This is a genomic window from Dokdonella sp., assembly GCF_051958935.1.
Lineage (GTDB): Bacteria > Pseudomonadota > Gammaproteobacteria > Xanthomonadales > Rhodanobacteraceae > Dokdonella_A.
In genome coordinates, this window is record NZ_JBQCFP010000109.1 from 1 (window position 1) to 25,489 (window position 25,489).

Below are 25,489 nucleotides of genomic sequence, written 5' to 3' on the forward strand. Positions count from 1 at the left end.
AACGCCAGCCGCCGCGCGCCGGCCGCGAGGAAGATCGCCGCGAACGGCGCGAACGGCAGCCAGTCCTGTCGCGGCGTCAGCGGCCACCAGGCGAGCAGCAGCGCGCAATAGAGCATCGCCGCGAGGAACACGAACGCGCGCTTCGCGCCGCGCTCGGGCACCACCGGGTCGCGCATGAGCCGGTATGCGATCGCAACGACCGGCACGACCACGCACGGGAACCACCATACCGCGCCCGCGTGCTGCCAGCGCGCGTCGCCGGGCACGACGTTGTGTGTGAGCGTGCAGTAGACGAGCGCGCCCCACGCGCCCGCGAACGCGAAACCGAGCGCGATGAGCCCCGGCAGCAAGAGGAAACCCGCGACCAGCGCACCACTCGTGCGCGCAAGCGTCGCCCACGGCAGCGGGCGCCGCGCGATATGCATCAGCGCCAGCGTCAGGACGGCAGCAAGCACGACCGCGAGGATCAGGACGAGGCTCTTCAGCGAAATCGCGACCGCCGCGCCCGCGAGCAGCCCGACCACGAATGCGCGCCGCGGCGTCGGCCGGCCTTCGATCGCGACCATCACCATCGCGAGCCACACCGGCCCCCAGGCGTCGTCCGTGCGGTACTGCACCGAGGCGATGAAGAAATCCGGATACATCGCGACCAGCGCCATCGCCCAGGCGCCGACACCGCGGCCGTAGAACGCGCGTCCGATGCGCCACGTGCACCAGAGTGCAAGCCCATACCACGGCACCACCGCGAGGCGCATCAGGCGGATCACATCGGCGTTCTCGCCGATCGCCGCGAACAGCGGCGCGCTCAGCCATTGGAACAGCGGCGCATGGTTGTCGAACACATCGCGATACGGCAGCAGCCCCTGCGTCCATGCCCATACCACGTGCAGGTGTTGCGCCTCGTCGGTATCGAACGGCAGGTGCCATGCGAACAGCACGCGCAACCCGGCAAGCCCCGCGAGGAAGAGCCAGGCCGCACGACGACCTGGCACTGCATCGATCGATCCCATCCAACCTCCGGTCGCCCACCATGGCGCCGGCGGAGCATAGCCGTGCCCGGCTGGCCCGCGCCTGAGTTGGGGACGCCATGAAAGCAACGCCCGCATCGGGCGGTCGCTACCGGGCCAGCGCGTCTTTCGATGAAACCCGGGATCGGGATGCACCCAGGCCTTCCCGTTCCCTATTCGCCGGAGTCGAACCATGTCGCACGTCAAGACGACCGCACCCGCGCTCCTCGCCTTGCTCGTCGGTTGCGCATTGCCTTTCGCTGCATCCCGCGCCACCACGGCTCCCGACGCGAGCGTGCAGGATTGCCCCGATTGCCCGCGCATGCGCAGCATACCCGCCGGCACGTTCCTGATCGGATCGCCCGACGGCGAACCCGGTCGCCACAAGAACGAAGGCCCGCAGCGCACGTTGTCGATCCACGCGCTGGCCGTGAGCGCCACGGAGATCACCGTCGGCCAGTTCGCCGCCTTCGTGGATGCGACGAAGCGCACCACGCCCGCGGGCTGCGACACGCACGGCGACGGCGCGGACGGCAACTGGGACTTCGCGCCTGCCGCGTCATGGCGCTCACCCGGCTTCGCGCAGACAGCCGAGCATCCGGTCGTCTGCATCACCTGGCAGGATGCACGCGACTACGCCGCGTGGCTCGCCTCGCGCACCGGCCGACCTTATCGCCTGCTGTACGAAGCCGAGTGGGAATACGCCGCGCGCGCAGGCACGACGAGCGCGTTCTACTGGGGCCGCGCGGAAGAAGATTCCTGCGCCTACGCCAACGGCGGCGATCGCAGCCTGCTGCAGGCATTGCCCGCGTGGGCCAACGCGATCGCGCAGGCGCAGAAGGAAGGCGAAGCCGGCGCGCGCATCATCGAATGCAGCGACGGCGCGGGTTTCACGCGCCCCGTGGGACAAGGGCGAGGCAACGCCTTCGCGCTGTACGACATGAGCGGAAACGCCTGGGAATGGGTCGAAGACTGCTACGCCCAAGGCGCGTACGACCATCTCTCAACTGACGGCCGTCCCGCAGGCAACGACGCCTGCACCGCCCATCGCACACGCGGCGGCTCATGGGACGACTACGGCATCGACCTCCGCTCCGCCCGACGCACCAGCCCGTTACCCTTGGCCAGCCGCCGCAACGACACAGGCTTCCGCGTCGCCTGCGACCGACAACCCGCCCCCTAACCCGCAACCCGGCAGGGTGGGACGCAGCGGCACGACCACGCCCATCCATGCGACATCGCGCAACCGCGAGTCCCACCGCACGCCCCCCACAGGCAACCGACCGCGCCGGACTCGTCGGTCGGGATGCACGCCCACGCGTGTCCGCGCGGTGCGCCCCGCGCGAGTCCTACCGCAAGATTCATTCCCCTCCCCTGTGACTGCCGTCGCGATCGCCGCGCCATCCATCTTCTACCATCGACCCCGCCATGTCGCCCGCTATGCGAGCCATGGCAAGGCCTCGTGGATGACCGAAACCTCGGCGAACAAACCGCGTGGCGCGCCCGCGAGCGGCTTCCCCGGCCAGGGCGCGTTCGGCCTCGCCCTGCGCGTCCACCAGGCGCTCGTCGCCGGCGAACAGAGCGCCTGGGTGTATTGGCAAATGAGCGAAGGCAGCGCGGTCGCCGAACAGACGCTCACCAACGACACCTTGCAAGCGAACTCGCCGAAGTACGTCGCCCTCAAGCACTACGCTCGATACATCCGTCCCGGCGGCCAACGCGCACCCGTGACGGTCAGCGGCAGCACCGACGTCGTCGCAAGCGCCTACGTGAACGCCGCGACCGGCAGTCTCACCTGGGTGATCCTCAACGGCAGCGCATCGACGCAGTCGATCACGATCGAGATTCCCGGCACCGCCGCCGCGAGCTACGACCTCGTGCGCAGCCGCGACGGATCGCTGTGGCAGGCGTCGACGTTGCAGCCGTCTTCCGCGCAACTCGCGTTCTCGCTCGCAGGCTATGGCGTGGCGACCGTCAGCGCCTCGACCGGGGCGCCGGATCCGATCTTCGCGAATGGATTCGAGTAGAACCCGCGCTGCGGCGGCCGCGACCACGGAGCGATCACTCGCGTTCGGCGCGCGTCGAAATGCGCGCGCGTCGACCTTGACGCAACGCCGCTGCACGCCCGGTGGCGTTTCGCGTCACCCGATTTCGTTAAACGAGCCAACGTTTGAACGAGACCCCTCCTCATGCTCCATCGAATCACCCTGCAGCGCCTGCTGCTGGTCGCACTCCTGTGCCTGTGCACGCCGGCAATGGCCGTCGTGCACATCGGGCCGACCTGCGCCTATACGTCGATCCAAGCCGCGCTCGACGCGAACCCGATCGAAACCAATTTTCATGTCGACGCCGGTATCTATCCGGGTTTCGTGCGCCTGCCGTCACCACCGGCGCACAGGATCTGGATCGAGGGAGGATTCCACGACTGCCAGGACAACCAGACCATCGATCCTGCGCTAACGATCGTGTCGGCGTCGGCCACGGACCATAGCGTGTTCGAGCTCGGCGGCACCTTCGACGTCACGCTCGTCAACATGACCCTCACGGGCGGCAGCAACGTCGGGGGTGGTGGCATCCAGGCCGCGGGTAACGGCTTCCTGGTCCTCGATGGCATCCATATCAGCGGCAACACGGCAACCTACGGCGGCGGTATCCAGGGGCTCGGCGTCGACGGGCCGCTCATGATCACCCTTGCCAGCAACACGCTCATCTCCGGCAACGTCGCCGCCAAGCGTGGCGGCGGCGTCTTCCTCTCCGGCGCGACACGTCTGTACATGCATGCGACGCAATCCGCGATCACCTACAACCGGGTCGTCGGCGAAACCGACAACGACGGCGGCGGCGGGCTTTCGGTGGTGGGACCGGCGCGCGCAGACATCGGGACGGGCGGCTTTCTGAACCACGCGACCGACAGCCACTACGGCGCCGTGTCCAACAACGTCGCGCGCAGCGGTGCCGGCATCGACGTGCGCTCGGGTGGCGTCGTGCGCCTGTATTCGGCCGAGGCGAATCCGCTGTCGATCTCGTACAACCACGGCGACGAGTTCTCCAATTCGCACGGTGGAGGCATCTACGCCGCGGATGCCAATACGAGGGTGTGCGCGTGGAACGTCCGCATCGAAGGCAACACATCGTCCAATGGCGCCGCGCTGTCCGCGATGGGCGCGACCGTGGACATGACGCGTGCCGGCGCGATCGATGGGTGCGGGCCGGAGCCGGCGACCGACCTTGGCGCGCTCGAGTGCAAGTCCGGGCACCTCTGCAACCACATCGTCGACAACCCGGGCAGCGCCGTCATCGAACTGGTCAATCCCGCCGAGTGGAATGCGGAACGGATCGAAGTGCGACGCAACGGCAATCCGGCCTGGTATGAGAGGCTCATCAACTCGTCGGCCACGCGCGTCGCGCTCAAGAACTGCGTGATCGCCGACAACTTTCCGGGCACGACCCTCATTTGGGTGCACCAGCTGTTCATTGACAGCTGCACCATCACGCGCAACGGCCTGTCGACGCAAACCGGATACGTCTTCAACCAGCTGACCGATGCCGAACTCGTGCTGGCCCACTCCATCGTGACGACTGCCCCTGGCGTCGACTTCTTCGACCGCCAGAACCCCGCGGGCCTCACGGTGATCGACGTGATCGCCTCGGACACGACGCAACTCGCCGCCGGCGAGCACGACAACGTGATCGTCGCCGACCCCGCGTTCACTGACGCCGCGGCCGGCGATTACCACCTGCGGCCCGATTCTCCGGCGATCGACTATTCCGCGGCCGGCCAGCCCGTGGATGCCGAGGGACACCCGCGCGGCGTCGCCGCCAGCGCGGCGGGCGCGGCGCATCCGTTCGATATCGGTGCGTTCGAGAGCGACCGTCTGTTCGAGGACGGATTCGAGCGTTAGTCGCGCGGCAACAGACGCAGCCATCACGCAGGCGTCGCATCGCGCGCGCCTGCTGCCGATCGCGCAATGGTGGGACTAGCCCGTCGCCGGCCGCCTGCGTTCCACCGGCACGGTCCGGCGCAGGTGATCGGCGAGCTGCACGATCGGCGTATCGCCCTCGATCTCGCGCCGGTCGTAGCGCGTGTCCGCGTACGCGACCATGCTGTCGAAGTTCGGATTGCCCGCGAGCCACGCCAGCACGATCGGACCTTCGGCCGACGCGAAGTCGTAGCCGTCGATCTGCGTGCGGTCGCCAGTGATCATGCGATCAAGCTCGTGCAGGTCGTCGCAGCGCTCGATCAGCGCCGGCAGCTTCTTGCCCATGAACTTGATGAACGCCTCGATGTGCCGGACCGACGTGATCGCGAAGCCGGGCTTGTCCTCGAGGGTCGAGAGCCGCAGCACCCATGTCGCGGTCGACGTGGCGTGCGGAATGACACTCGCGAGCAGCTGCTCGACGACGTGGTGACGCACGGCGAAGATCACGTCGCAGGCGTAGTACGGGTGATCGTCGTACCCGGCCCCGCTCAGCGTCAGCGTCGTGTCGCCGCGCGTCCTCGCGAAGTCGTCGCCCCGTGGGCCGTGCTTGATCTCGAAACCGAGCGGCACGAGGATCGCATCGAGCGCTCGGGCCAGCGTCGCCGTCAAGTCACGGCGATCGGCCGGCCATTCGAACGCGATCCGCGTATTCCCCACCGCGACTTCCGCCTTGTCCATCCACCCTGCTCCATTCTTCCGATGCGCGCAGCGCCGCCGCGGAAGCGTAGCGCATGACGCGCCGCGAACAGCGCATCCCGCATGGGTGCAATCGGCAGTCCACCTCTCCCGCTCGCGGGAGAGGTCGCGCCGCAGGCGCGGGTGAGGGGAAATCGGAGCGACGGACGTCGTCGAACACGACTCGCACCTCGCAACCCGGTCGGCTTCGTGCGATGAAGGAGCCCACCCTGCGAGCGACTCGAAGACTCATTCTGGATTGCCCCCCACCTGACCAATCCGACACGGCACTCCTGACCGAATCACGCCGCCCAGCCCGTTCGTCTCTTTGTCGGCGAACGATCGGCGTCCTGACGATGGACAGCGAAAGCGCGAAGTGCACAATGTTCCGGCGCTTCCGGAAAGGGTGAAAACCATGCGATCGCTTTTCATCGCGGCGAGATGCCTTTTCCTGGGCGGACTACTCGCGTCCGCGTCCGCATCGGCCAGCAACGAGTCGCTGTCGTTCAGGCGCACCCCCTCCGGCTCGATCGAAGCCGTCGTTTCGGGGATGACCGATGGTTGTCCTCCGGTCTTCTTGCCGCCAGAGAGCATCGCGTCCGCAGCAACGACGATTACGATCACGTCGTATTCGGAATCGGGACTCTGCTCCCTGCCGTTTACCCCCATTCCCTACAGCGTCACGGCCGATCTCGGAATCCTGGCCAATCAAACCTATCAGGTGATCTGGATCCAGCCGTTCGACGTGGGTGATCCACTGCAACTGTCTGCCGTTCTCGTACCCGCGGCGATCGGCGGCGGCGCAGCAGCACCAGTGCCGGCGCTGTCGTGGTGGGGGCTTGCGGTCCTGACATTGATGTTGGCCGCGCTCAGTCTGCGTCGAACACCACGTTCCAGGATCCGACGCGCGCCCAATTGCCAGACGCTGTAGTTGAGCGGGATCAGCTTTACGGACGGGATCGAGCGGGCAGACGGTTCCTCACCGAGGACGGCGTGCGAATGTTGTTGCCGCCGGTGACCTGCAGGAGATTTTCTGAGCGTGCGGTGTAAGGGCGACAGCGTGCCGGCCTGCCTTGCGGCCGTCCGCCTACTGGAGTGACGGACGGTGCAATCCGCTCGCCTTCGCCGACGGTGCGCGCTTGCGGAACAGCATGTCGAACGCGGGCGTCCACGTGGCGCCGCGGTCCTTCGAGACGACCGCCGATTCGCGCACCTCGGTGCCCTGCGTTTTCCAGGTGATCCGCTGCAGCACGGTGGAGCCGTTCGCGAGATGGACTTCGCCTTCGAGCACCAGCTCGCCGTCCTTCGCGGTGCCGGCGATCGCCATGAGCGAGCCGCGGTTGGTCACCCAGGTTTGCTGCCAGTGCTTTCGCGCGGCGTCGTAGCTGAGGATGCTGTCGCCGACGAGGCCGTCGGTTTGTTCGTAGAGTTCATGGATCGCGCAGCCGCCGGCGATCGGTCGCACCGTGGCGCGCGCCTGTGCCGGCCCGTTGGGGACGTCGGTGTCGAACACGTCCCACTCGCCGATCCAGAAATCGAACTGTTTGTAGACGGCATCGGTGCAGGCGAATGGGGGAGCGGCGGCGTGCACGGGAGCGATCGCATCGTGCGCGATGAGGACCGCGCAGATAGCGAGGGCAGCGAGGCGGACGGGCGCGACGCGGAAGCATGATGTTCATGGGCGAGCCGGGTATCGTGGAGGGGACCGGTCGCACCCCCGGGGAAACGTCGGTGCGTGCGGCGTGCCTAGTAGTCCACGAGCGCGCGCCGATTGCTCGCCGTTTTCGGCCATCATCACTGCCGCGCAAAGCGGGCGCTCGCCGGACGGGCTGTCGTGCATGGCGATCGCGCCGCGCTGCGCCGGCTTCCGTCGACGGGCGACGCGACGCACGAGGCTGCCGGCCCCGGCCGCGCCCGGCTAGGATGCGCGCAACCCGACCGCCGAGCCTGCTGCCATGTGGAATGCCCTGTTGCCCGTCCTGTTGCTGATCGGTTCGAACGTGTTCATGACGTTCGCCTGGTACGGCCATCTCAAGTTCACCGATCGGCCGCTGTGGCTCGTCGTGATCGTGAGCTGGGGGATCGCATTCTTCGAGTATTGCCTGCAGGTGCCTGCCAATCGCTACGGCTTTGCGGTGTACAACCCGGCGCAGCTCAAGGCGATGCAGGAGATCATCACGCTCGGCGTGTTCGTGGTGTTTTCGGTCGCGTATCTCGGGGCGCCGATCCGGTGGAACCACCTCGCGGGATTTGCGTTGATCGTCGTGGCGGGGTTTTTGATCTTCAAGGAGTGATGCGCCGGCTCGAGCCAGTTCGCGAAGCGCCACAGGACCGTGACGCCATCGGGTGGTGCCCTCGACTCCGGCCTTGCGCTTGCCCGGGGCGAACGGATGAAAGTAGCCCCCTTCTGGCGAGCGCGGGTGCCGCGTGGCGATCGTGCTGGCATAGTAGGCGTTTGGCCGGATCCAGCGGCGGCGTTCGAGGAGTCGTGATGTCTGCAAACTTTTCGCGGGCGCGGTTCGCCCTGCTCGCGGTGGCCGTGCTCGCGGGTGCGTGCAGCGGCGTGCGGCCGCGGGTGCACCATGCCGAGGGTGGCGTGCGCATCGAGCGCGTCGATCGCGAGTTCGAGATCCCCGCGGGCGTCACGCGCATCGCGATCACCAACCTCAGTGGCGAGATCAACCTGCGCGCGCACGACGAGCGCGAGGTGGGCATTCACGCGGTCGTGCAACGCATGGCGCCCGACCATGCGCCGGCACGGTTCCGCACGCATCGCGACGGCGACACGCTCGCGATCGACGTCGACTTCGACCGCGGCGCACCGGGCCGCGTCGATGTCGCCGCGTTCCTGCCCGGCGACATGGCGGTCGCGCTGGCCACGCGCGACGGTCGCATCTCCGCGAAGCGCCGCAACGGGGGGGTCGAAGCGACGACGGAGTCGGGGACGATCCTCGCCGGTTCGCGCGATCGGCTGCGCCTCGCTTCGCGCAGCGGCAACATCCGCGCGGTCGCGTTCGGCAAGCGCTGGCAAGGCGAAAGCATGGTCGAGACCGACACCGGCCAGATCGTGGTGATGGTGCCGACCTTCGGCGACGTCGTGCTCGACGCCGCGAGCGGCGGCAAGGTGTCGACCGACTTCGGGCTCACCGTGCGCACGGGCGACGACGGCCGCAGCACCGCTCGCGCGCGTTTCGGCCTCGCCACGTCCACGCTCAACGTACGCAGCCGCATGGGCGAGCTCGTGCTTGAACAGCTGGTCCTTCTGGGGGACGATAAGGCGATCCCTGAAGACGACGACTAACTCAGCCCGAGGATGGACGGCGGGGCGTCGTGCGTTTTTCACGCCACGAGGAGTGCCCATGCCGTTCAATACCCGTCGTGTCGCGGCCTTCGCCGCGTTCACATTCGCCCTCGTCGCGCCGACGGCTTTTGCCGCAGGCGTGGACGATCCCCTGGTCAGCCGTGGCGCGGATTACGTCAGCCCGCCGTCGGAGCCACAGCAGTTCTTCCTCGACGCACGTCAGCGTCCGCTCGTGCCCGCGTGGAAGCCCGGCGACCCGATCCGCGAGATCCCGCGCCAGTTCCACGGCGAGGAAGAGCTGCAGCGCCACCCGCCGGCCCCGGTCAACCCGGTGCTGCTGGAGGATGCGGACCTGCTCGCCTCGCTGCAGCGCCGCGTCGTGCCGAGCGCGACCGACGCGTTCACGACGCCGCTGGTCAACATCCCGGGCCAGGCCTACACCGCCGTGTTCCCGCCCGACCCGACCGGTGACGTCGGCGGTGGCTACTACGTGCAGGCGATCAACGGCAGCGGCGGTGCGATCTACAAGATCTACAACACCAACGACGGCAGCGTCGCCGCGGGCCCGTTCAACATGGACGGAGTCGGCAGCGGCGGCGCCTGCGCCAGCGGCCTCGGCGACGGCATCATCGTGTTCGACCACCTCGCGCAGCGTTGGCTGCTGACCGAGTTCTCCAACTCGGGCAACAACCTCTGCGTCTACATCAGCGCGAACAGCAACCCGGTCACCACGACGTGGACGCGCTACCAGTTCACCACGCCGACCTTCCCCGACTATCCCAAGTACGGCGTGTGGCCGGACGCCTATTACGTCGGCGCCAACGAAGGCCCGGCCGTGTACGCGCTCGATCGCACCAAGATGCTCGCCGCGCAGCCGGCGACGCTGCAGCGCAAGACGGTGCCGCGCCTCAACGGCCTCGGCTTCCAGCTGCTGCTGCCGATCTCGTTCAACGGCAACACGCCGCCGCCGGCGGGCGCGCCGGGCCTGTTCGCGCGCAACAACGACGACGAGCGCAACAGCCCCGGCAGCAACGACCCGACCAAGGACTACATCGAGCTGTTCACGATGAGCGTGAACTGGACGACGCCGGCGAGCACGACACTGACGGGGCCGGTTCGCATCAACGAGGCCGAGTTCGATTCGGACTTCAACGTACCGAGCGGCTTCGGCGCGATCAACCAGCCGAGCACGACGCGCCTGCTCGATCCGCTGCTCGAAGTGCTGATGTACCAGGTGTACTACCGCAACTTCGGCGACCACGAATCCATCGTCGGCAACCACGTCACGCAGTTGCCGAGCGGCGCCAACAACGCCGGCGTGCGCTGGTTCGAACTGCGCCGCACCGGCGGTCTCGCCGGCAGCTGGTCGATGTACCAGCAGGGCACCTATGCACCGGCCGATTCGGGCGGGCAGATCAGCCGCTGGATGGCCGCGACGGCGCAGGACCAGGCCGGCAACATCGCCCTCGCCTACAGCGTCGCGCGCAAGACCCCTGCGGTCTTCCCGGGCCTAAGCTACACCGGCCGTCTCGCCGGCGATCCGCTCGGCACGATGACGCAGGCGGAAACCTCGATCGTCGCCGGCGGCAGCTCGCAGACCAATGCGGACCGCTGGGGCGACTACCACCAGATGAGCGTCGACCCCGCTGACGGCTGCACGTTCTGGTTCACGGGCATGTACGAGCCGAGCGGCGGCCACTGGGATACGCGCATCGCGTCGTTCCGCTTCGACGGCTGCTCGAGCCAGGCGTCCTTCACGCTGACCGGCACCCACCTGAGCCAGGACGTGTGCGCGGCGACGCCGAGCCCGACCGCGCTGCAGCCGGTCACGGTCACCGTCAATCCGGTCAATGGTTTCAACAGCCCGGTCACGATGAGCTTTCCCGCGCCCGGCCTGCCCGCCGGTTTCGGTGGCACCTACGTGCCGGGCGTGATCACGCCGCCGGCGACGACGTCGGATGCGAACCTCACGGTCACCAATGCGGCGACCCCGGGTGCGCACGACATCCTGCTGCGCGGCAGCGCGGACGGCGTCGACCACGACCTGACGCTGCAGGTCAACGTGACCACGACCGTGCCGGGCCAGGTCGCCCTCACCGCTCCGGTGGATGGCGCGATCAACCAGCCGGCGCAGCCGGTGTTCTCGTGGGCCGCGTCGCAGCAGGTGACGAACTACACGATCGACATCGCGACCGACGCCGGCTTCAGCGACATCCTGCTGTCGCAGACGCTGCCGGGCGGCGCCACGTCGTTCCAGCCGAGCGCCGCGCTCGAAGCCGGCCGCCAGTACTGGTGGCGCGTCGCCGCGACGAACCTCTGCGGCACCTCGACGCCGAGCGCGGTGTTCACCTTCACGGTCACGCCGCCGGCAGCGCCGGTGCTCGACGTCACGCCCGCCTCGCTCACGACGTCGGTCGTCGCCGGCCAGGCGACGAGTCTGCCGCTCACGATCGGCAACACGGGCACGGCCGACCTGCTGTGGACGGTAGACAGCGCGCCGGACGATTGCGCCACGCCGGGCGTGGTGTCGTGGATGGCGCTGGTGCCGCCGAGCGGCACGCTGCACGCGGGCGACCCGGATGCGACGATCACGGTCGGCCTGAATGCGACCTTCCTCACCCCGGGCACGTACACCGCGAACGTCTGCGTGCACAGCAACGACGCGACGCATGCGCTGGTCAGCGTGCCGCTCACGCTCGACGTCGTCGACAACGACACGATCTTCCGCAACGGCTTCGACTGATCCGGCGGCCGGCCTTGCGCCGGCGACGCGCCTCGCGTCGACCGGCATGGGCGGCAAAAGCGAACGGCGCGCAGCAATGCGCGCCGTTCTCGTTTCCCGCCATGTCGTAGGTGGGACTTTGGAGCCGTCGCGAACGAAACGGCCGTCGGCTGCGGGCATGCAGTACGGGCGGTGGAACCAGGACCCACCCTGCGGGCCGACGCCTGTCCGCGCCACCGATCAGCCGTCGATGTGCGATCGAGCGAGGCGGCCGCTATTCGAAACCGTCGGCGAAAATGAGATCGATCGCGCCGCCGACCTCCACCGCGCCGCTGTCGCACGCGGCATTCGCGCCGCCCGGCCGGCCGGAACCGCGCTGGTCGAATGCAAGAACGCACTGCGCGTGCGGCACGCGATTGATGGCCGCGCTGCCCGCGCCCGGAAGTCTCGTCTGGGTGGGCCCGCCGTTGTTCGCGAGCGCGCCGAGCATCGGGTTGCCCGCACCGTCGCCGCTGTTCGAGAACGGGCACGAGGTCGCGCCGGACCAGACGTTGTAACCGTCGGAGATGAGCGACTTGCTGCCGCCGTCGCAGTTGCCGTTGACGTTGTTGGAGAAGACCGAGCGGCTCACGACGAGCACCGAGGGCTCCTCGCTGTAGACGCCGCCGCCGAACGTCTGGCCCGTGTTGTCCGCGAACGTGGCGTAGCTGACCGAGCTCGTGCCGTTGCCGGTCTGGTAGATCGCGCCGCCGCCGGAGCCAGGCGCCGTCGTGCTGTTGCCGCTGAAGGTGGTGTTCCACACTTCGAGCACGGAGGTGCTGTAGATCGCACCGCCGCCGGTCGACGCGGCGTTGCCGCTGAAGGTGCTGTTGCGCACCGTCGCCATGCCGCCATCGTTGAGGATCACGCCCCCGTGGCCATTGGTCGTGGTGCCGGTGTTGCTGTTGCCGGCGAACGTGCTCCACTCGGCGATCATCGCACCGAGGTTGAGGATCGGCGCCGCGGTAGACGCGTTGTCCAGCATCTTCACGTGGTCCAGGCGCAGGAAACCGAAGTTCTCGAGCGCGTGGCTCTGGTTGAATTCGCCGTGCTGCAGCGTCAGGCGCTTGAGCACGAGCGAGCCCGAGGCGAACACCTGGAAGAACGCCGAACTGTTGCCGCCGTCGAACGTGACGCTGCCGCCGCCGTCGATCGCGACCGCGTGCGCGACCTGCTTGTAGCCGGTGAACGTGATTGTAGCGACGCCGCAGTTGAAGGTGATCGTCCCGCCGCCGCTGTTGTCGACGGTGGCGAGCGCGGCGGCGAAGCCGGCTTCGTTGCAGTTGGGCGGCGACACCACCGCGTTCGTCGCGGCCGCATCGCGTGCCGCCGTGCACAGCGCGAGCGCGCCGGCGATCCCCACCAGACATGAGATGCGCATTTCCTTGCCTCCCGTAGCGAACCTATGGGCGCGCGAGCGGCGCCGACCTTACGCTGTAACGGAAAACGGTACCGCGGCGAGACAGGGCGGACGGCTCAGCACGCCCGGCCCTCCTCGTCCTTGGCGCGGCCCCACAGTGCATCCTGCTCCGCGAGCGATTGCCCCGCAAGCTGGCCGCCATCCGCCGCCGCGAGCGCCTCCATGCGGCGGAAGCGCCGCTCGAACTTCGCGTTGGCATGGCGCAATGCGTGCGATACGTCGACTTTCGCGTGACGCGCGAGATTCACGCAGACGAACAGCACGTCACCGATTTCGTCGGCGAGCCGCTCCCTGTCGCCGCCCGCGGCGAACTCGGCGCGCACCTCGTCGATCTCCTCGTGCAACTTGTCGAACACCGGATCGACGCCGGGCCAGTCGAAACCGACGCGCGCCGCCTTCTGCTGCAGCTTGAGCGCGCGCTGCCATTCCGGCAGGCCGCGCGAGATGCCGGCGAGTGCGCTGGTGTCCGCGTCGCCGGCGGCGGCGCGCTCGTTCGCCTTGAGCGTTTCCCAGTTCAGGGTCTGCGCCTGCGCCGAATCGACGCGCGCCTCGCCGAACACGTGCGGATGACGGCGCACCATCTTGTCGCAGATCGAATCGACCACGTCCGCGAATGCGAAGTGGCCCGCCTCCTCGGCCATGCGCGCATGGAACACGACCTGCAGCAGCAGATCGCCGAGTTCGTCGCGCAGGTGCGCGTAGTCCCTGCGATCGATCGCGTCGGCGACCTCGTAGGCTTCCTCGATCGTATACGGTGCGATCGTCTCGAAGGTCTGCTCGAGATCCCATGGGCAGCCGCCGTCGGGGCTGCGCAGGCGGGCCATGATGGCGAGAAGGGCGTCGATCGAAGGCATGGGGCGGGGCTGATGGCTGATGGCTGAGGGCTGGGCGTGCGCGCTCGGGCGCACTCGCTCCGGGTTTGGCGAGCATGGTAAGGCGGATCAAGGCGCGAAGCGCCGGATCCGCCTTCGGCTTGATCCCGCCTACGGGCCGGCGTCAGGGCCGCGCAAGCAACGCCGACCAGTTCGCATCGCGGTCGCCGACCGCGAAGAAATCGGGGTTGAGCAGCGATTCGCGCGTGTTGTAGCGGAACGGCTCGCCGTCGAAATCGAGCACGGCGCCGCCGGCCTGCTCGAGCACGCACTGACCGGCAGCGGTGTCCCACTCGGACGTCGGGCCGAGGCGCAGGTAGAGATCGGCTTCGGCCGCGGCGATGCGCATGAACTTCAGCGACGAGCCGAGCGGCAGCTTCGCGCAGGGCCCGAGTCGCGCGAGCAGTCGCGCTTCGTGTTCGGATGCGTGCGAGCGGCTGCCCGCGACGACGATCGGCGATGCGCGCCGGCGCGTGCCGAGGCGGCGCGCCTTCTCGCCGCGCGCCGAGAGCCACGCGCCGCCGCCCTCCCAGGCGCAGGCGAGATCGCCACCGACCGGCACCTGCACCACGCCGAGCACCGGGCGGTGGTCGTCGATGAGTGCGATGTTGACGGTGAACTCGCCGTTGCGCTTGACGAACTCGCGCGTGCCGTCGAGCGGATCGACGAGCCAGTAGCGCGTCCAGCGCGACCGCTCGGACCAGGGAACCGCGGACGATTCCTCCGACAGCACCGGCAGCTCCGGCGTGAGCGCGTGCAATGCGTCGACGATCACGCGATGCGCGGCGAGGTCGGCCGCGGTGAGCGGCGAGCGGTCGTCCTTGTGTTCGACCGCGAAATCGGAGTCGTACACGGCGAGGATCGCCGCGGCCGCGCGCTCGGCGATGGCACCCGCCGCGCGCGCGAGATGGTCGAGGTCGCGGCTCACGGCTGCGGCCGGTAACGGCCGGCGAGATATTCGCGCGCCATGAACAGCGCGGCGATCGAACGGCCGTCGGTGACTTCGGGGCTGCCGAGCAGGCGATGCAGCTCCGACAGCTTCCACGGCACGACTTCGAGCGGCTCGGGCTCGTCGCCGGGCAGCCGCTCCTCGTGCAGGTCGCGCGCGAGCACGACATGCGTCATCGCGGTCATGTACCCGGGCGACACCGACAGCGTGCCGAGGATGTGCAACTCGCGCGCGCCATAGCCGACCTCCTCCTTGAGCTCGCGGTTGGCGCCCTGCTCCGCCGTCTCGTCACGATCCAGGCGCCCCTTGGCGAGGCCGAGCTCGTAATGGTCGACGCCGACCGCGTACTCGCGCACGAGCAGCACGGTGTCGTCGTCGAGCATCGGCACGATGATCACCGCGCCGAGCCCCGAACTCTGCAACCGCTCGAACGTGCGCCGCTCGCCATTGGAAAATTCCAGATCGACCTGCTCCGCCCGCAGGAACCGGCTACCGTCGACGACGCGCGTGGCAAGAATCTTCGGAGGCGTTCGCATGGGGCGATTGTATCGTGCCGGCGCTTGCTGCGCCGGTTCGGAGCAAAAGCCTGAAACACGAAGCACACCGAGCACACGAAGGATGAGATCAAGGATTACGAATTCTCGATCGAGTTCCCGACAGGCTCTCGCGTCGCGCAGTGGCGCGGCCGGCGTGGTCCGTCGAAGGCGACACGCACGTGAAGCATGGAGCACACGGTGGATCAAGGATTTTCAATCCTTGTTCGCGTGCTCGGTGTGCTTCGTGTGTCAGGCTGTGGCTGCGCGCTTGGCTCTTCGCCCACGGCGCAGCTAGCCGTTGAAAGCCGAGAGCGCCTGGGCGTGCAACGCGGGCGTCCCGGCGAGGGCGCTGCGGGTGTCGAGGCCGATCGGGTGGCCGTCGAGATCGGTGAAGGTGCCGCCGGCTTCGCGCACGATCACGACGAGCGGGGCGATGTCGAGGATGTTGAGGTCGGACTCGACCACGAGGTCGATCGCGCCGCGGGCGAGCAGGTGGTAGTGCAGGAAATCGCCGTAGCCGCGGATACGGCCGACGCGGCGCACGAGGTCGGCATACGCGGACCAGCGCGCGGGCGATGCGGCGAGCGACTTGAGGTTGCCGGTGGAGATCGCCGCCGTGGCGTCGAACGCGCACGTATCGGCGACGCGGACGCGCCGCTCGCCGTGCGCATCGCGCAGGTACGCGCCGCCGCCGCGCACGGCCCACGCGCGTTCGCCGTACTCGGGCGCAGCCGATACGCCGAGCACGAGTTCGCCCGCATGCATGAGCGCGATCTGGGTCGAAAACATCGGGTAGCCGCGCACGAACGCCTTGGTGCCGTCGATCGGATCGATGAGCCAGAGCAAGTCGCCCTCGCCCTCGCGGCCTTCTTCCTCGCCATGGAACGCGTGCGCGGGAAATTCCTCGCGCAGCACGCGCTTGATCGCCGCTTCCGCCTCGCGGTCCGCCTCGGTCACCGGCGTCGCATCGCCCTTCGTCTCGATCGAAAAATCGCGTGCGCGCCAGCGCGGCGCGATGACCGCGGCGGCCGCATCCGCGGCGCGCTGCGCGACGGCGAGCGCGCGCGCGAGGAACGCGTCGTCGAGCGGCGCGCTCACGGCAGGTGCAGCATGCGCCCGCGCAGGACCACGCGCGAGGTGCCGTCCGGCAGCGGCTCGCCGATGTGGCGCAGCGTTTCGATCGTCTGCGGGTCACCGTTGCGTGCGCTCAGGATCGCCTCGCCGTCGAGCATCGGCGGGCGCAGCACGAAGTGGCCGAGCACGGCGATCGCGCCGCGGCCGTCGTCGCGCACCTTGCCGCTGACGCTGCCGTCGGGTTGCGAGGTGAACTCGGCGAGGATGTCGGTGAAGTGCGCCTCGACTTCGCCGACCGCGCCCACGTCGCTCCAGTGCGCGGTGCCGGACGCGTTGGACAAACCCGCATTCCACCAGGTCGCCTCGTCGAGCACGCCGCTGATCGTGCCGAGCAGTTGCAGCTTGCCGTCGAACAGCGGCTCGAAGCGCGATGCCGGCACGCTGAAGCGCAGGCCTTCGGCACTGACGGCGCCGTCGCGGCGTCGCGTGAGCAGGCCGCCGATGTCGATGTCGCCGCCCTTGATGCGGATGTCGGTGACGACATCGCCGCGCAGCAGCGGCTTCTTGAGCGCGGTCCAGTCGAGTTCGCCGAGGTCGTTGCCGAACAGGCTGACGCCGTCGGCATGGCCATCCCAGATCGTGCCGCGCACGCCGGTGAGGGCGAGCGGACCGAAGTACTTCTCGCCGTAGCGGTAGCCGAGGTCGGCCGGCAGGCGCCACAGGCATGCGACGCCGACGATCACGACAAGGACGACGAGGACGAGCAGGATCTTGAGCAGGCGCATGGCGGAATCGGATGAAGGGATCGGGATCGCGGATTCGGGAGGAGCCGGCGGCGTCGCCGCATGCAGCGTGCCGCCGCGCTTCTTAGCACGACGTCAAAAGAATGTTCAAACGACGCTGGCGCGCGCACGCGTGCGCGACGGGCGCGCGGCTCACGGCGCGTCCTGCAGCGTCACGCGTGCGTTGACGATGCCGATGCCGTCGGCGCGGTCGACCGAGAGCTCGGTCGCTTCCACGCCGTAGCTGCGCGCCAGCGCCTCGATCCAGCCGGCGAGCGCGTCGAAGCGCGCCGATTCGAAGGCGACCTTCACGGTCTTCGCGCCGGCCGGTTCGACCCGCTTGAGCGCGTCGCCGAGTCCACCGCTGCGCGCGGTCGCGTCGGCGAGTGCGAGCAGCGACTTGCCCGCGCGCTGACCGCCCGCCTGCACGCCGGTCGCATGCCGCCGCGCGATCTCCGCGGCGCCCGTGCGCACGAACGCGAGTTCCTCGCGTTGCCGCTCGAGTTCGCGTTCGAGTTCCGCGCGCCGCTGCACCAGCGGATGCCACAGCAGCGCCCAGCCGAGCAGCAGCGCGGCGACGACGCCACCGATGGCGAGCACGCGCCGCTCCTGCGCGGCGAGGCCGTTCCACCAGGCGCCGATCACGGCGCACCTCCGCGGCCGCTGGTGCTCTCGACGCGCACGCGGCCGTCGACGCCGTCCTGGCCCGCGTTCGCTGCGGTCAACTCGGCCTTGAGGCCGGCCAGTGCACCGATCTGCTCGCGCACGAGGTCGAGCGCGCCGGTGTCGGGCGCGCGCAGCGCGATCTCGAGCACGCCGTTGCGGTATTCGAGGCCGCGCAATTCCAGGCGCTTGGTGCCGTTGCCGAGCACGGGCCCGAGCTGGTCGAGCAGGCGCAGGAGATTGTTCGCCTGCACGCCGCCGCGCTCGCGTTCGAGCCGGCCGCGCATGAGCTGGCCGGGATCGAGCCGCTCGAGCTGGTTTGCGTCGAGATCGGGGAAGGCTTCCTGCAACGCCGCGCGCGACTGCGCCTGGATTGCCGCGGATGCGCGCGACAGCCGCCACACGTCGGCGCCGAGCCCGGCCACCGCGAGCACGACCACGCTCGCGGCGAGCGCTGCCGCGACGCGCCACCAGCGCCGGCCGCGCGCATGTCGATGGCGCGGCGCGAACTCGCCGTCGAGCAGGTTGAGCGGCACCTGCGCGAGGCCGCCGCCGAGGAACGCGAGCGGATCGCGCTGGCGCGCGTGGTACGCCAGCGCGTGCTGCGGCAGGGCGAGCGGCGGTGCGGCACGGAAGTCGAACACTTCGAGCGCGTGGCGCGGTTCCGCCAGCGCGAGCCAGCCCGGGAGTTCCGCGAGGCTGCACGCGAACGCCGACCATGGCGCGAGGCGCGCGATCGCACGCGTGTCCTCGATCATGAGGCAGGCCTGCGGCCCCGCCGCGCGCACGGCGAGCGATTCGGGCACGAGCGCATCGGCCTGGATGCCGGCTTCGGCGAGCCGCTCGAGCCAGCCGCGCAGCGTCGACCTGGCGACGACCGCGACGCCGAGCGCGCCGTCGGCCTTGGGCGCCGCGGCGAAATGCAGCTCCTCGACCGGCGCCAGCAATTGATCCTCGACCGCGTACGGCAGGGCCTGCAGGAGCTGCGCGCGGTTGCGCGCGCTGAGCGTCGCCTGGGTGATCAGCACGTCCTCGGCCGGCACCAGCACGACGATCTCGTCCGCCCGCGCGACCACGTCGGCCGGCGGTACGCCCGCGACGGACGCAGCCGCACGCGCGCCGGAGGGGCGCAGCCAGGTCAGGCCGCCGTCGGGGGCGAGGCGCAGCAGCAGGCGGTCGGACATGGACGAGGGCGTGGACGGATCGCGGCGCTTGTAGTCGAGAACCGCCGCGGCCCGCGTGTTCAGTGCACCGACGCACCGGTGGCGTCGTCGGTGCCGGCTTCGGCGCCGATCGCTGCCGCGACCACGAGCGCGTCGTCGGCGCCGCGGCTGCGCTCAAGCACGCGCACGCCGCCGAAACCGCGCTCGATCATGCTGAAGAACGTGAACGGCACGCCGTCGAGCACGATGTCGCCGCGCGCGAGGAAATAGCTGCTCTTCACGTCGAGCAGCGCGAGCGGCACGCGCAGCGTCACGCAGAGCGATGCGAGCTGGCCGGCGAATTCGGAACTGCTGCCGTAATGCGCGGCGCCGTTCTGCCACAGCGCCTCGGCGATCGCCGGCGTCGCATGGTCGAGCAGGGCCTGCAGCAGCGGTGCGCTCGCGGTGTTGACGTTGAGGCGCGTGCCCGGCGGCAATGCGCACACGTGCGGCGCGAGCCGCGCATAGACCGACGCGTCGACGCCGCGCACGAGCCGCAGTTCCGACACGTGCGCGAACGGCCCGCCGCGCGGGCGGTACGGCAGCGGCTGCGCGAGGTAGCGCGCGGCTTCGATGACCGGCGCCGTCGCGGGGTCCAGCCAGTTTTCGACCGCCGCGGCGAGGTTCGGATCGAGTGCGAGCGCACCGAGCAGGTTGTCGAACACCGGCCGCCAGGCCGGATCGCCGCCGAGCGACGCGGGCGCGAGGTTGTTGAGATTGAAGCAGCCGCCGAGGTCCTGCATCGTCGCGCGGATCACCCCGCCCGGCACCTCCTGCGGCGGCAGCGGCTGCGCCCACGGGCTCGCGTGCGTGTCCGGCTCGTTGCTGCCGAGCGCGGCGATCAGGCCCTGCGCCGCATAGGTTTCCAGGCCGAGCGCGTACGCCTCGGCCTGCTCGCTGCGCAGCGTGTTGCGCGTGCGCGCGAGCGCGAGTTCGCCGCGGTCGAGCAAGGCGGCGACGAGGATCACCGCGAGCGCGACGACGAGCAACGCGACGAGCAATGCGACGCCGCGCTGGCGCGAGCGCAGGTTCATGGAGCGCCTCCGCGCGGCGGCTGCGGCCGATCACCGCGCCCCGGTGGCGGCGTGTCGCCCTCCGGCGTCGCACCGGTCGCGCGCTGCGGCAGCGGCGAGGGCAGTTCGACCACGCGGCGAATCTCGCCGAGCCCGGCCGGCGCGAGGCGGAACTCCACCGCTCGCGGCAATGCGCCGTTCGGCACCGCGTCGGCCTGGCAGGCGAGCACGTCGCGCGGCGGCCAGGCGTCGCGCCAGACGCCGTCGCAGCCGTAGTAGCGAAAATGCAGCTCGCCTGCGCGCGCCAGCAGGTCGCGTTGCAGCGGTACCGAGTTCGGCGCGCGATCGAGCACCGTGTAGCGGCCACGCCGCAAGGTGGCGCGCTCGCTCGCATAGGCGACGCGCTCGACATTGCTGCGCGATTCGGCGAGCGGATTGGCGTAACCCAGGCGCGACAGCTCGATCGCGTCGTTGCCGCCGACGAGCGCCGGCTGCTCGGCCAGGCCGTCGTTGCCGAGCACCGGCCGCGCTACCGCCTGGCGCAGGTCGCGTTCGAGCGACGACACCGCGCGCACGATCGCGGCGAACCGATCCTGCTCTGCCGCGAGTGCGCCGCGCGTGCGTGCGATCGCCGCGAGCCCGCCATACGCGGCCGCCGCGAGCGCGGCGAACACGGCGAGTGCTACGAGGAGTTCGATCAGGCTGAAGCCTGCTGCGCGGGAATGGGGAATGGGGAATGGGGAATGGTCAAGGCGACGGCTCGCGGGAGGCCGGGCGCTGAGGGGGTGATCCGTCGCCGCGTTTCTCGCCGGAGCGGCTTGAACCATTCCCCATTCCCTATTCCCCATTCCCCTGCTCATGGGACCAACGCCGTGCCCGTGAACCCGCTCAGGCTCGCCGACGGTTCCTTCGACGCGCCCGCATAAACACGCACGTCGATGCGGCGGATCTCCGCGTCGGCGGTCGCCTTCACCTCGCGCTCCCAGCGCCAGTCGCGGCCCGCGAACGTCGCGCGGCCGTCGCTGCGACCGGTCGGCGGGAATGCGCTCGCCAGACGCGCTTCAGTGAGCACGTCGGCGGCGACCCAACCGGCGAGCGTGCGCTCGCGTAGGCCATCGAACGATTGCACCTGCACGTTCGCCGCGCGCGTGAGCGCAAGCAGTGCGATCGCGACCACGGCGAGCGCGATGAGCACTTCGACCAGCGTGAAGCCGCGGCCGCGCTTCATGGCAGCGCCTCGATCGCCTGCACGCGCACGCTGCCGTCCTCGCCACCATCGATGCGGCGCCGGGCGGCGTCACCGAGCGAAAGGGTCAACGCAAACGGCGTGAGCTCGCCCGACGAGAAGCAGACGATCTGCGGCACCGCATGCTCGCCCCCCGCAGCGTCGACGCGGCGCCCGTCGCGGCGCAGCTCGAAGCCGAGCCCCGCGGGCCACGCGCGCGCGCGCAGCTCGTCGTCGCGCGCGAACGCGCGCCACTGCGCGCCGTCGAGGCGCAGGAACAGATAGCCGTCCCCGCCGAGCACGACGCCGATCTCGCGCCCGCCGAGCTCCGCCTGTTCGCAGGCATGGCCGAGCAGGGCCTGGAAGCGTTCCGCTTCGTTGGCGAGCTTGCGCTCGCTGCCGCCGCCGACCGCGAGCACGAGCGCGGTCGCGAGCACGGCGACGATGACGACGACGACGAGGACTTCGAGGAGGGTGAAGCCGGCATTGGTGGCTGGGAATGGGGGATTGAGGATTGGGGATTCAGGAGCGAGAGCCGGTGCTGAGTCTTTTACAGCCCCGGGATGGCAGCCGGGCCATGCCGTCGGTGGCATTTCGCGAAAGACCAGCGCAGAGCCGCGTCCCGTGCATGCCATGCCACGCGCGCGGCGCCCCGGTCGCACATCACCAATCACGAATCACGAATCCCGAATCACCAACTCACTCCCAATTCCCCACATCCGCCGCCTCGCCGTCGCCACCGGGCTTGCCATCGGCGCCCAGGCTGTAGACGTCGACGCTGCCGTGCTGGCCCGGCTGCACGTACTGGTACGGTTGGCCCCAGGGATCCTTCGGGGCGCGGTCGAGGTAAGGGCCTTTCCAGTTCGGCGCCTCGGGTTGGCCCGAAGGCTTGGCCACGAGTGCATCGAGCCCCTGCTCCGAACTCGGATAGGCGAAGTTGTCGAGCTTGTACATGCTGAGCGCGGTGACGATGCCCTGGATGTCCTGCCGCGCGCGCGTCACGCGTGCTTCGCCCGGGCGTTCCATCACGCGCGGAACGACGATCGCGGCGAGGATGCCGAGGATCACGACGACGACGAGGATTTCGATGAGCGTGAAGCCGCGCGCTGCGCGAGCGCTGAGGGCCGATGGCTGAAGGCTGGGCATGGCGAGCTTGTGGCGAACGGGGTCCACCCGGATCATAGCAGCCATGACGCTCTACGCCTCCGAACTCGCCGCGCGCGACCTCGCCGTGGTCTGGCATCCGTGCACGCAGATGCACGACCACGAAACCCTGCCGATGCTGCCGATCGCGCGCGCCGAGGGCGCGTGGCTGTATGGCCACGACGGCCGCCGCTGGCTCGACGCGGTGAGCTCGTGGTGGACCTGCCTGCTCGGCCATCGCCATCCTCGCATCGTCGCCGCGCTGAAAGACCAGCTCGACAAGATCGATCACGTGATGCTCGCGGGGTTCACGCATGAGCCGGCGGTGCAGCTTGCCGAGGAACTCGTGCGGATCGCGCCGCGCGGCGCCGCTTCATCTGCGGGCGTGTCGCCGCTGGAGCAGCGCCGGCAAACCCCCGACGTCATTCCCGCGCAAGCGGGAATCCATTTTCAGGGTGATCCGAAAAGCACCATGGATGCCCGCTGTCCCGGGCCTGACGTCGAGGCGGGGCGTCGACCTGTCGCCAATGAAGGCGATCGCTCCCTGCGGCGCGTCTTCTACGCCGACAACGGCTCCAGCGCGATCGAAGTCGCGCTCAAGCTGTCGTTCCACTACTGGCGCAACCACGGCCGCGGCGAACGCACGCGCTTCATCGCCCTCAGCGGGGGTTATCACGGCGAGACGCTCGGCGCGCTGTCGGTGACCGACGTCGCACTGTACCGGCAGACCTACGCGCCGCTGCTGCTCGAGCCGTTCTTCGCGCCGTCACCGGATGCGTACGAGGCCGAACCCGGTGAAAGCGCTGCCGCGTGCGCAAAGCGTCGCCTCGGCGAGTTGCGCGCGATCCTCGAACGCCACGCGCACAAATGCTGCGCAGTCATCGTCGAGCCGCTCGTGCAGTGCGCTGGCGGGATGCGCATGTACGACGCCTCGTATCTCACCGGCCTGCGCGCGCTCTGCGACGAATTCGACGTGCACCTGATCGCCGACGAGATCGCGGTCGGCTTCGGCCGCACCGGTAGCCTCTTCGCGTGCGAACAGGGCGGCATCGTGCCGGACTTCCTCTGCCTCTCGAAAGGCCTCACCGGCGGCACGTTGCCGCTCTCCGCGGTGCTGACGACGACGCGCGTCTACGACGCGTTCTATGCCGAATATTCTGCCGGCAGGGCGTTCCTTCATTCGCACAGCTACACCGGCAACCCGATCGCCTGCCGCGCCGCGCTCGCGACCCTCGCGGTGCTGCGCGACGAACCCGTGCTCGAACGCAACCGCGTGCTCGCCGCGCACCTCGACACGCGCCTCGCGGCACTCGCCGACCACCCGCACGTCGCCGACGTGCGCCGCACCGGCATGATCGCCGCGATCGAACTGGTCAAGGACAAGCGCACGCGCGAACCCTTCCCCGCCGCCGAACGCCGCGGCCTGCGCGTCTACCGCCACGGCCTCGCCCACGAGATGCTGCTGCGCCCACTCGGCAACGTGGTCTACTTCATGCCGCCGTTCTGCATCACGCCGGAGGAGATCGACCAGATGGTCGCGGTGGCGATCGAGGGGATCGAGGTTGCATTGCGATAGCGCCACCCCAGGGCCGAATTCACGACTGTAACCGCACCGCTTGCCGAGGCGCATTCACCCGGTCACTTGCAAGGGGAGTCCAATACGAATAGTTAGATCAACACATTCAGGTTTTGAAGATGCGCGAACACGACGGGCACCGGCGAAACTGATCTGCCGCAAACCACCCCAGAAAGCCGCCTATGAACGCCCCGGGAATTGCACCCGATATGCCGCCCAACGGGCCGCCCACAATACCGAGACTGGCGCCGCCCCAGAATCCCGTGCCCGCCCCACAGCTCAATGCAGCTAGGCGCGTTGCAAGACTCTCGGGGCTGTTATTCTGGAAGGAGTGCTTACACTTTGGACAATTAATTTGAGCCACTACTGTTTCTCACCACACATTAAGGCGAATACACCTGATGTTGGCTTGTCCATGTTTGCTGACACCCATTGTAAGCATTGGACGCGATCACTCACTCTTGTGTCAGTTGTTGTGGTGTAGACCTGCCGATAGGCAGTAACTTGAACACCAACCCAAACGCCGATTGCAAACGCCAAAATCGTCAGAACGACCCCAACTTGCCCCTGCCTAAACTCAAGTGCCATTTCGTACTCCCCTGCGACCTAACGCTTGAGTTAAGCGGCCGCCGGCCGCGAACGCCACGATGTTAGCGCAACTTCCACCCGGCGGTCCGCCTGAGCGAATAGTTAGGGGCCTACACGGCCTCTGGTTCGTCGAGCAGCCAGGGCACCGCAGACGCATGAAATTCCACCTGGACTAGGGGAAGACCCTCTAGGGTCGCCAAGGCCGGCGCGCTCCTACGCAGGAGCCATACTTCGAAGTTGTCGGACATTGCGACGACCGGAAAGTCGCCGGTTTTGTTGAGAGTTCCGACGAAGTGAAACCAGCCACCATAATCATGACAGCGTGGACTGAGGCGTGCGTTGTGATACACCTCGCCGTCCTTTTGGGAGTCGATGCCGAGTGACTGCAGGAACGAGAGGAAGGCAGGCGGATACACCGAGTTGCGCGCAGCGACGAAATTTCGGCAACCACTGCAGTTGCAGGAAGCAGATCCGCCTTCAGGTGCGCGAGCATATGCAGCCAAAGTGGCTTCGCGATCCGCTGTGAACTCCCATTCACCAAAGGCACTCAATGACGGCACCTAACGCTTGAGCTAAGCGGCTTCCGCCGCGGACGTTACGATCTTAGCGCAACCCCAACACCGGCAGTCCGCTTGAGTGATCGAATGGACTCCCTCGTGTCGCCACACGGCTTCAATCAGCCAGGCAGATCATGATGATTCGGACAGGGGATCGCGAGAGGA

25 protein-coding genes and 1 pseudogene are annotated in these 25,489 nt (G+C 68.8%); 9 read left to right on the plus strand and 17 right to left on the minus strand.

Annotated elements, in window-relative coordinates:
• A partial coding sequence (locus tag ACTHK2_RS10545) for an ArnT family glycosyltransferase (protein ID WP_440245667.1) occupies positions 1–1,010 on the minus strand: 1,010 nt, incomplete at its 3' end.
• A gap of 190 nt (positions 1,011–1,200) precedes the next feature.
• On the opposite strand from ACTHK2_RS10545, the gene ACTHK2_RS10550 reads away from it, so the two are divergent.
• The 3 genes from ACTHK2_RS10550 (at position 1,201) to ACTHK2_RS10560 (ending at position 4,909) form a co-directional block, all read left to right on the plus strand.
• A complete protein-coding gene (locus ACTHK2_RS10550) occupies positions 1,201–2,190 on the plus strand; it encodes a formylglycine-generating enzyme family protein (RefSeq protein ID WP_440245668.1) in 990 nt (329 codons plus the stop codon).
• 193 nt (positions 2,191–2,383) lie between these two features.
• On the plus strand, positions 2,384–3,034 hold the full coding sequence (locus ACTHK2_RS10555; protein ID WP_440245669.1) for a hypothetical protein: 651 nt from the start codon (positions 2,384–2,386) through the stop codon (positions 3,032–3,034).
• A gap of 162 nt (positions 3,035–3,196) precedes the next feature.
• A complete protein-coding gene (locus tag ACTHK2_RS10560) occupies positions 3,197–4,909 on the plus strand; it encodes a hypothetical protein (RefSeq protein WP_440245670.1) in 1,713 nt (570 codons plus the stop codon).
• A 75-nt stretch (positions 4,910–4,984) separates the two neighbouring features.
• Here the strand turns inward: ACTHK2_RS10560 and ACTHK2_RS10565 are convergent, their stop codons facing one another.
• Positions 4,985–5,665 (minus strand): hypothetical protein, encoded by a 681-nt coding sequence (locus ACTHK2_RS10565; protein WP_440245671.1) that lies wholly within the window; start codon positions 5,663–5,665, stop codon positions 4,985–4,987.
• Positions 5,666–6,077: 412 nt separating this feature from the next.
• On the opposite strand from ACTHK2_RS10565, the gene ACTHK2_RS10570 reads away from it, so the two are divergent.
• Complete coding sequence (locus tag ACTHK2_RS10570) at positions 6,078–6,593, plus strand: hypothetical protein (protein WP_440245672.1); 516 nt, start codon at positions 6,078–6,080, stop codon at positions 6,591–6,593.
• Between the two features lie 156 nt (positions 6,594–6,749).
• Here the strand turns inward: ACTHK2_RS10570 and ACTHK2_RS10575 are convergent, their stop codons facing one another.
• Positions 6,750–7,253, minus strand: a complete 504-nt coding sequence (locus ACTHK2_RS10575) for a hypothetical protein (RefSeq protein ID WP_440245673.1) — start codon at positions 7,251–7,253, stop codon at positions 6,750–6,752.
• Between the two features lie 364 nt (positions 7,254–7,617).
• On the opposite strand from ACTHK2_RS10575, the gene ACTHK2_RS10580 reads away from it, so the two are divergent.
• The 3 genes from ACTHK2_RS10580 (at position 7,618) to ACTHK2_RS10590 (ending at position 11,706) form a co-directional block, all read left to right on the plus strand.
• Entirely contained in the window at positions 7,618–7,956 is a 339-nt protein-coding gene (locus tag ACTHK2_RS10580; RefSeq protein WP_440245674.1) for a DMT family protein, read from the plus strand.
• 197 nt (positions 7,957–8,153) lie between these two features.
• The gene (locus tag ACTHK2_RS10585) at positions 8,154–8,963 is read left to right on the plus strand and encodes a hypothetical protein (protein WP_440245675.1); all 810 of its coding nucleotides are present in this window, start codon (positions 8,154–8,156) and stop codon (positions 8,961–8,963) included.
• Positions 8,964–9,021: 58 nt separating this feature from the next.
• Positions 9,022–11,706, plus strand: a complete 2,685-nt coding sequence (locus tag ACTHK2_RS10590; protein ID WP_440245676.1) for a BACON domain-containing protein — start codon at positions 9,022–9,024, stop codon at positions 11,704–11,706.
• A gap of 253 nt (positions 11,707–11,959) precedes the next feature.
• Here the strand turns inward: ACTHK2_RS10590 and ACTHK2_RS10595 are convergent, their stop codons facing one another.
• The 13 genes from ACTHK2_RS10595 to gspG form a co-directional block, all read right to left on the minus strand.
• Positions 11,960–13,105 carry a choice-of-anchor Q domain-containing protein gene (locus ACTHK2_RS10595; RefSeq protein ID WP_440245677.1) on the minus strand — a complete coding sequence of 382 codons (1,146 nt, stop codon included), beginning with the start codon at positions 13,103–13,105 and terminating at the stop codon, positions 11,960–11,962.
• A 95-nt stretch (positions 13,106–13,200) separates the two neighbouring features.
• Positions 13,201–13,998, minus strand: a complete 798-nt coding sequence (gene mazG / locus ACTHK2_RS10600) for a nucleoside triphosphate pyrophosphohydrolase (RefSeq protein WP_440245678.1) — start codon at positions 13,996–13,998, stop codon at positions 13,201–13,203.
• A gap of 142 nt (positions 13,999–14,140) precedes the next feature.
• Positions 14,141–14,944 carry a 3'(2'),5'-bisphosphate nucleotidase CysQ gene (gene cysQ, locus ACTHK2_RS10605; protein WP_440245679.1) on the minus strand — a complete coding sequence of 268 codons (804 nt, stop codon included), beginning with the start codon at positions 14,942–14,944 and terminating at the stop codon, positions 14,141–14,143.
• Complete coding sequence (gene nudE, locus ACTHK2_RS10610) at positions 14,941–15,501, minus strand: ADP compounds hydrolase NudE (RefSeq protein ID WP_440245680.1); 561 nt, start codon at positions 15,499–15,501, stop codon at positions 14,941–14,943. Before nudE ends, cysQ begins: the two co-directional genes overlap by 4 nt.
• 291 nt (positions 15,502–15,792) lie before the next feature.
• Positions 15,793–16,599: an inositol monophosphatase family protein gene (locus ACTHK2_RS10615; RefSeq protein ID WP_440245681.1), complete on the minus strand. Its 807-nt coding sequence runs from the start codon at positions 16,597–16,599 to the stop codon at positions 15,793–15,795.
• Positions 16,596–17,360 carry a type II secretion system protein N gene (gspN, locus tag ACTHK2_RS10620; protein WP_440245682.1) on the minus strand — a complete coding sequence of 255 codons (765 nt, stop codon included), beginning with the start codon at positions 17,358–17,360 and terminating at the stop codon, positions 16,596–16,598. Before gspN ends, ACTHK2_RS10615 begins: the two co-directional genes overlap by 4 nt.
• A gap of 150 nt (positions 17,361–17,510) precedes the next feature.
• Complete coding sequence (gspM, locus tag ACTHK2_RS10625) at positions 17,511–18,002, minus strand: type II secretion system protein GspM (protein WP_440245683.1); 492 nt, start codon at positions 18,000–18,002, stop codon at positions 17,511–17,513.
• Complete coding sequence (gene gspL, locus ACTHK2_RS10630; protein WP_440245684.1) at positions 17,999–19,204, minus strand: type II secretion system protein GspL; 1,206 nt, start codon at positions 19,202–19,204, stop codon at positions 17,999–18,001. Before gspL ends, gspM begins: the two co-directional genes overlap by 4 nt.
• A gap of 59 nt (positions 19,205–19,263) precedes the next feature.
• Entirely contained in the window at positions 19,264–20,256 is a 993-nt protein-coding gene (gene gspK, locus ACTHK2_RS10635) for a type II secretion system minor pseudopilin GspK (RefSeq protein WP_440245685.1), read from the minus strand.
• On the minus strand, positions 20,253–21,095 hold the full coding sequence (gspJ, locus tag ACTHK2_RS10640) for a type II secretion system minor pseudopilin GspJ (protein WP_440245686.1): 843 nt from the start codon (positions 21,093–21,095) through the stop codon (positions 20,253–20,255). Before gspJ ends, gspK begins: the two co-directional genes overlap by 4 nt.
• A complete protein-coding gene (gene gspI / locus ACTHK2_RS10645) occupies positions 21,092–21,463 on the minus strand; it encodes a type II secretion system minor pseudopilin GspI (protein WP_440245687.1) in 372 nt (123 codons plus the stop codon). Before gspI ends, gspJ begins: the two co-directional genes overlap by 4 nt.
• Positions 21,460–22,053, minus strand: a complete 594-nt coding sequence (gene gspH, locus ACTHK2_RS10650; RefSeq protein ID WP_440245688.1) for a type II secretion system minor pseudopilin GspH — start codon at positions 22,051–22,053, stop codon at positions 21,460–21,462. The genes gspI and gspH overlap by 4 nt, the downstream gene beginning before the upstream one ends.
• A 106-nt stretch (positions 22,054–22,159) precedes the next feature.
• Positions 22,160–22,606, minus strand: coding sequence for a type II secretion system major pseudopilin GspG (gspG, locus tag ACTHK2_RS10655; protein ID WP_440245689.1), 447 nt, complete (start codon positions 22,604–22,606; stop codon positions 22,160–22,162).
• Between the two features lie 43 nt (positions 22,607–22,649).
• Between gspG and ACTHK2_RS10660 the strand changes: the two are divergent.
• A pseudogene (locus tag ACTHK2_RS10660) lies at positions 22,650–22,967 on the plus strand (aminotransferase class III-fold pyridoxal phosphate-dependent enzyme); the annotation flags it as partial.
• 108 nt (positions 22,968–23,075) lie between these two features.
• Positions 23,076–24,179, plus strand: coding sequence for an adenosylmethionine--8-amino-7-oxononanoate transaminase (gene bioA, locus ACTHK2_RS10665; RefSeq protein ID WP_440245698.1), 1,104 nt, complete (start codon positions 23,076–23,078; stop codon positions 24,177–24,179).
• Between the two features lie 698 nt (positions 24,180–24,877).
• Here bioA and ACTHK2_RS10670 read toward each other — a convergent pair.
• On the minus strand, positions 24,878–25,327 hold the full coding sequence (locus ACTHK2_RS10670) for a hypothetical protein (protein ID WP_440245690.1): 450 nt from the start codon (positions 25,325–25,327) through the stop codon (positions 24,878–24,880).
• Positions 25,328–25,489: the final 162 nt, after the last annotated feature.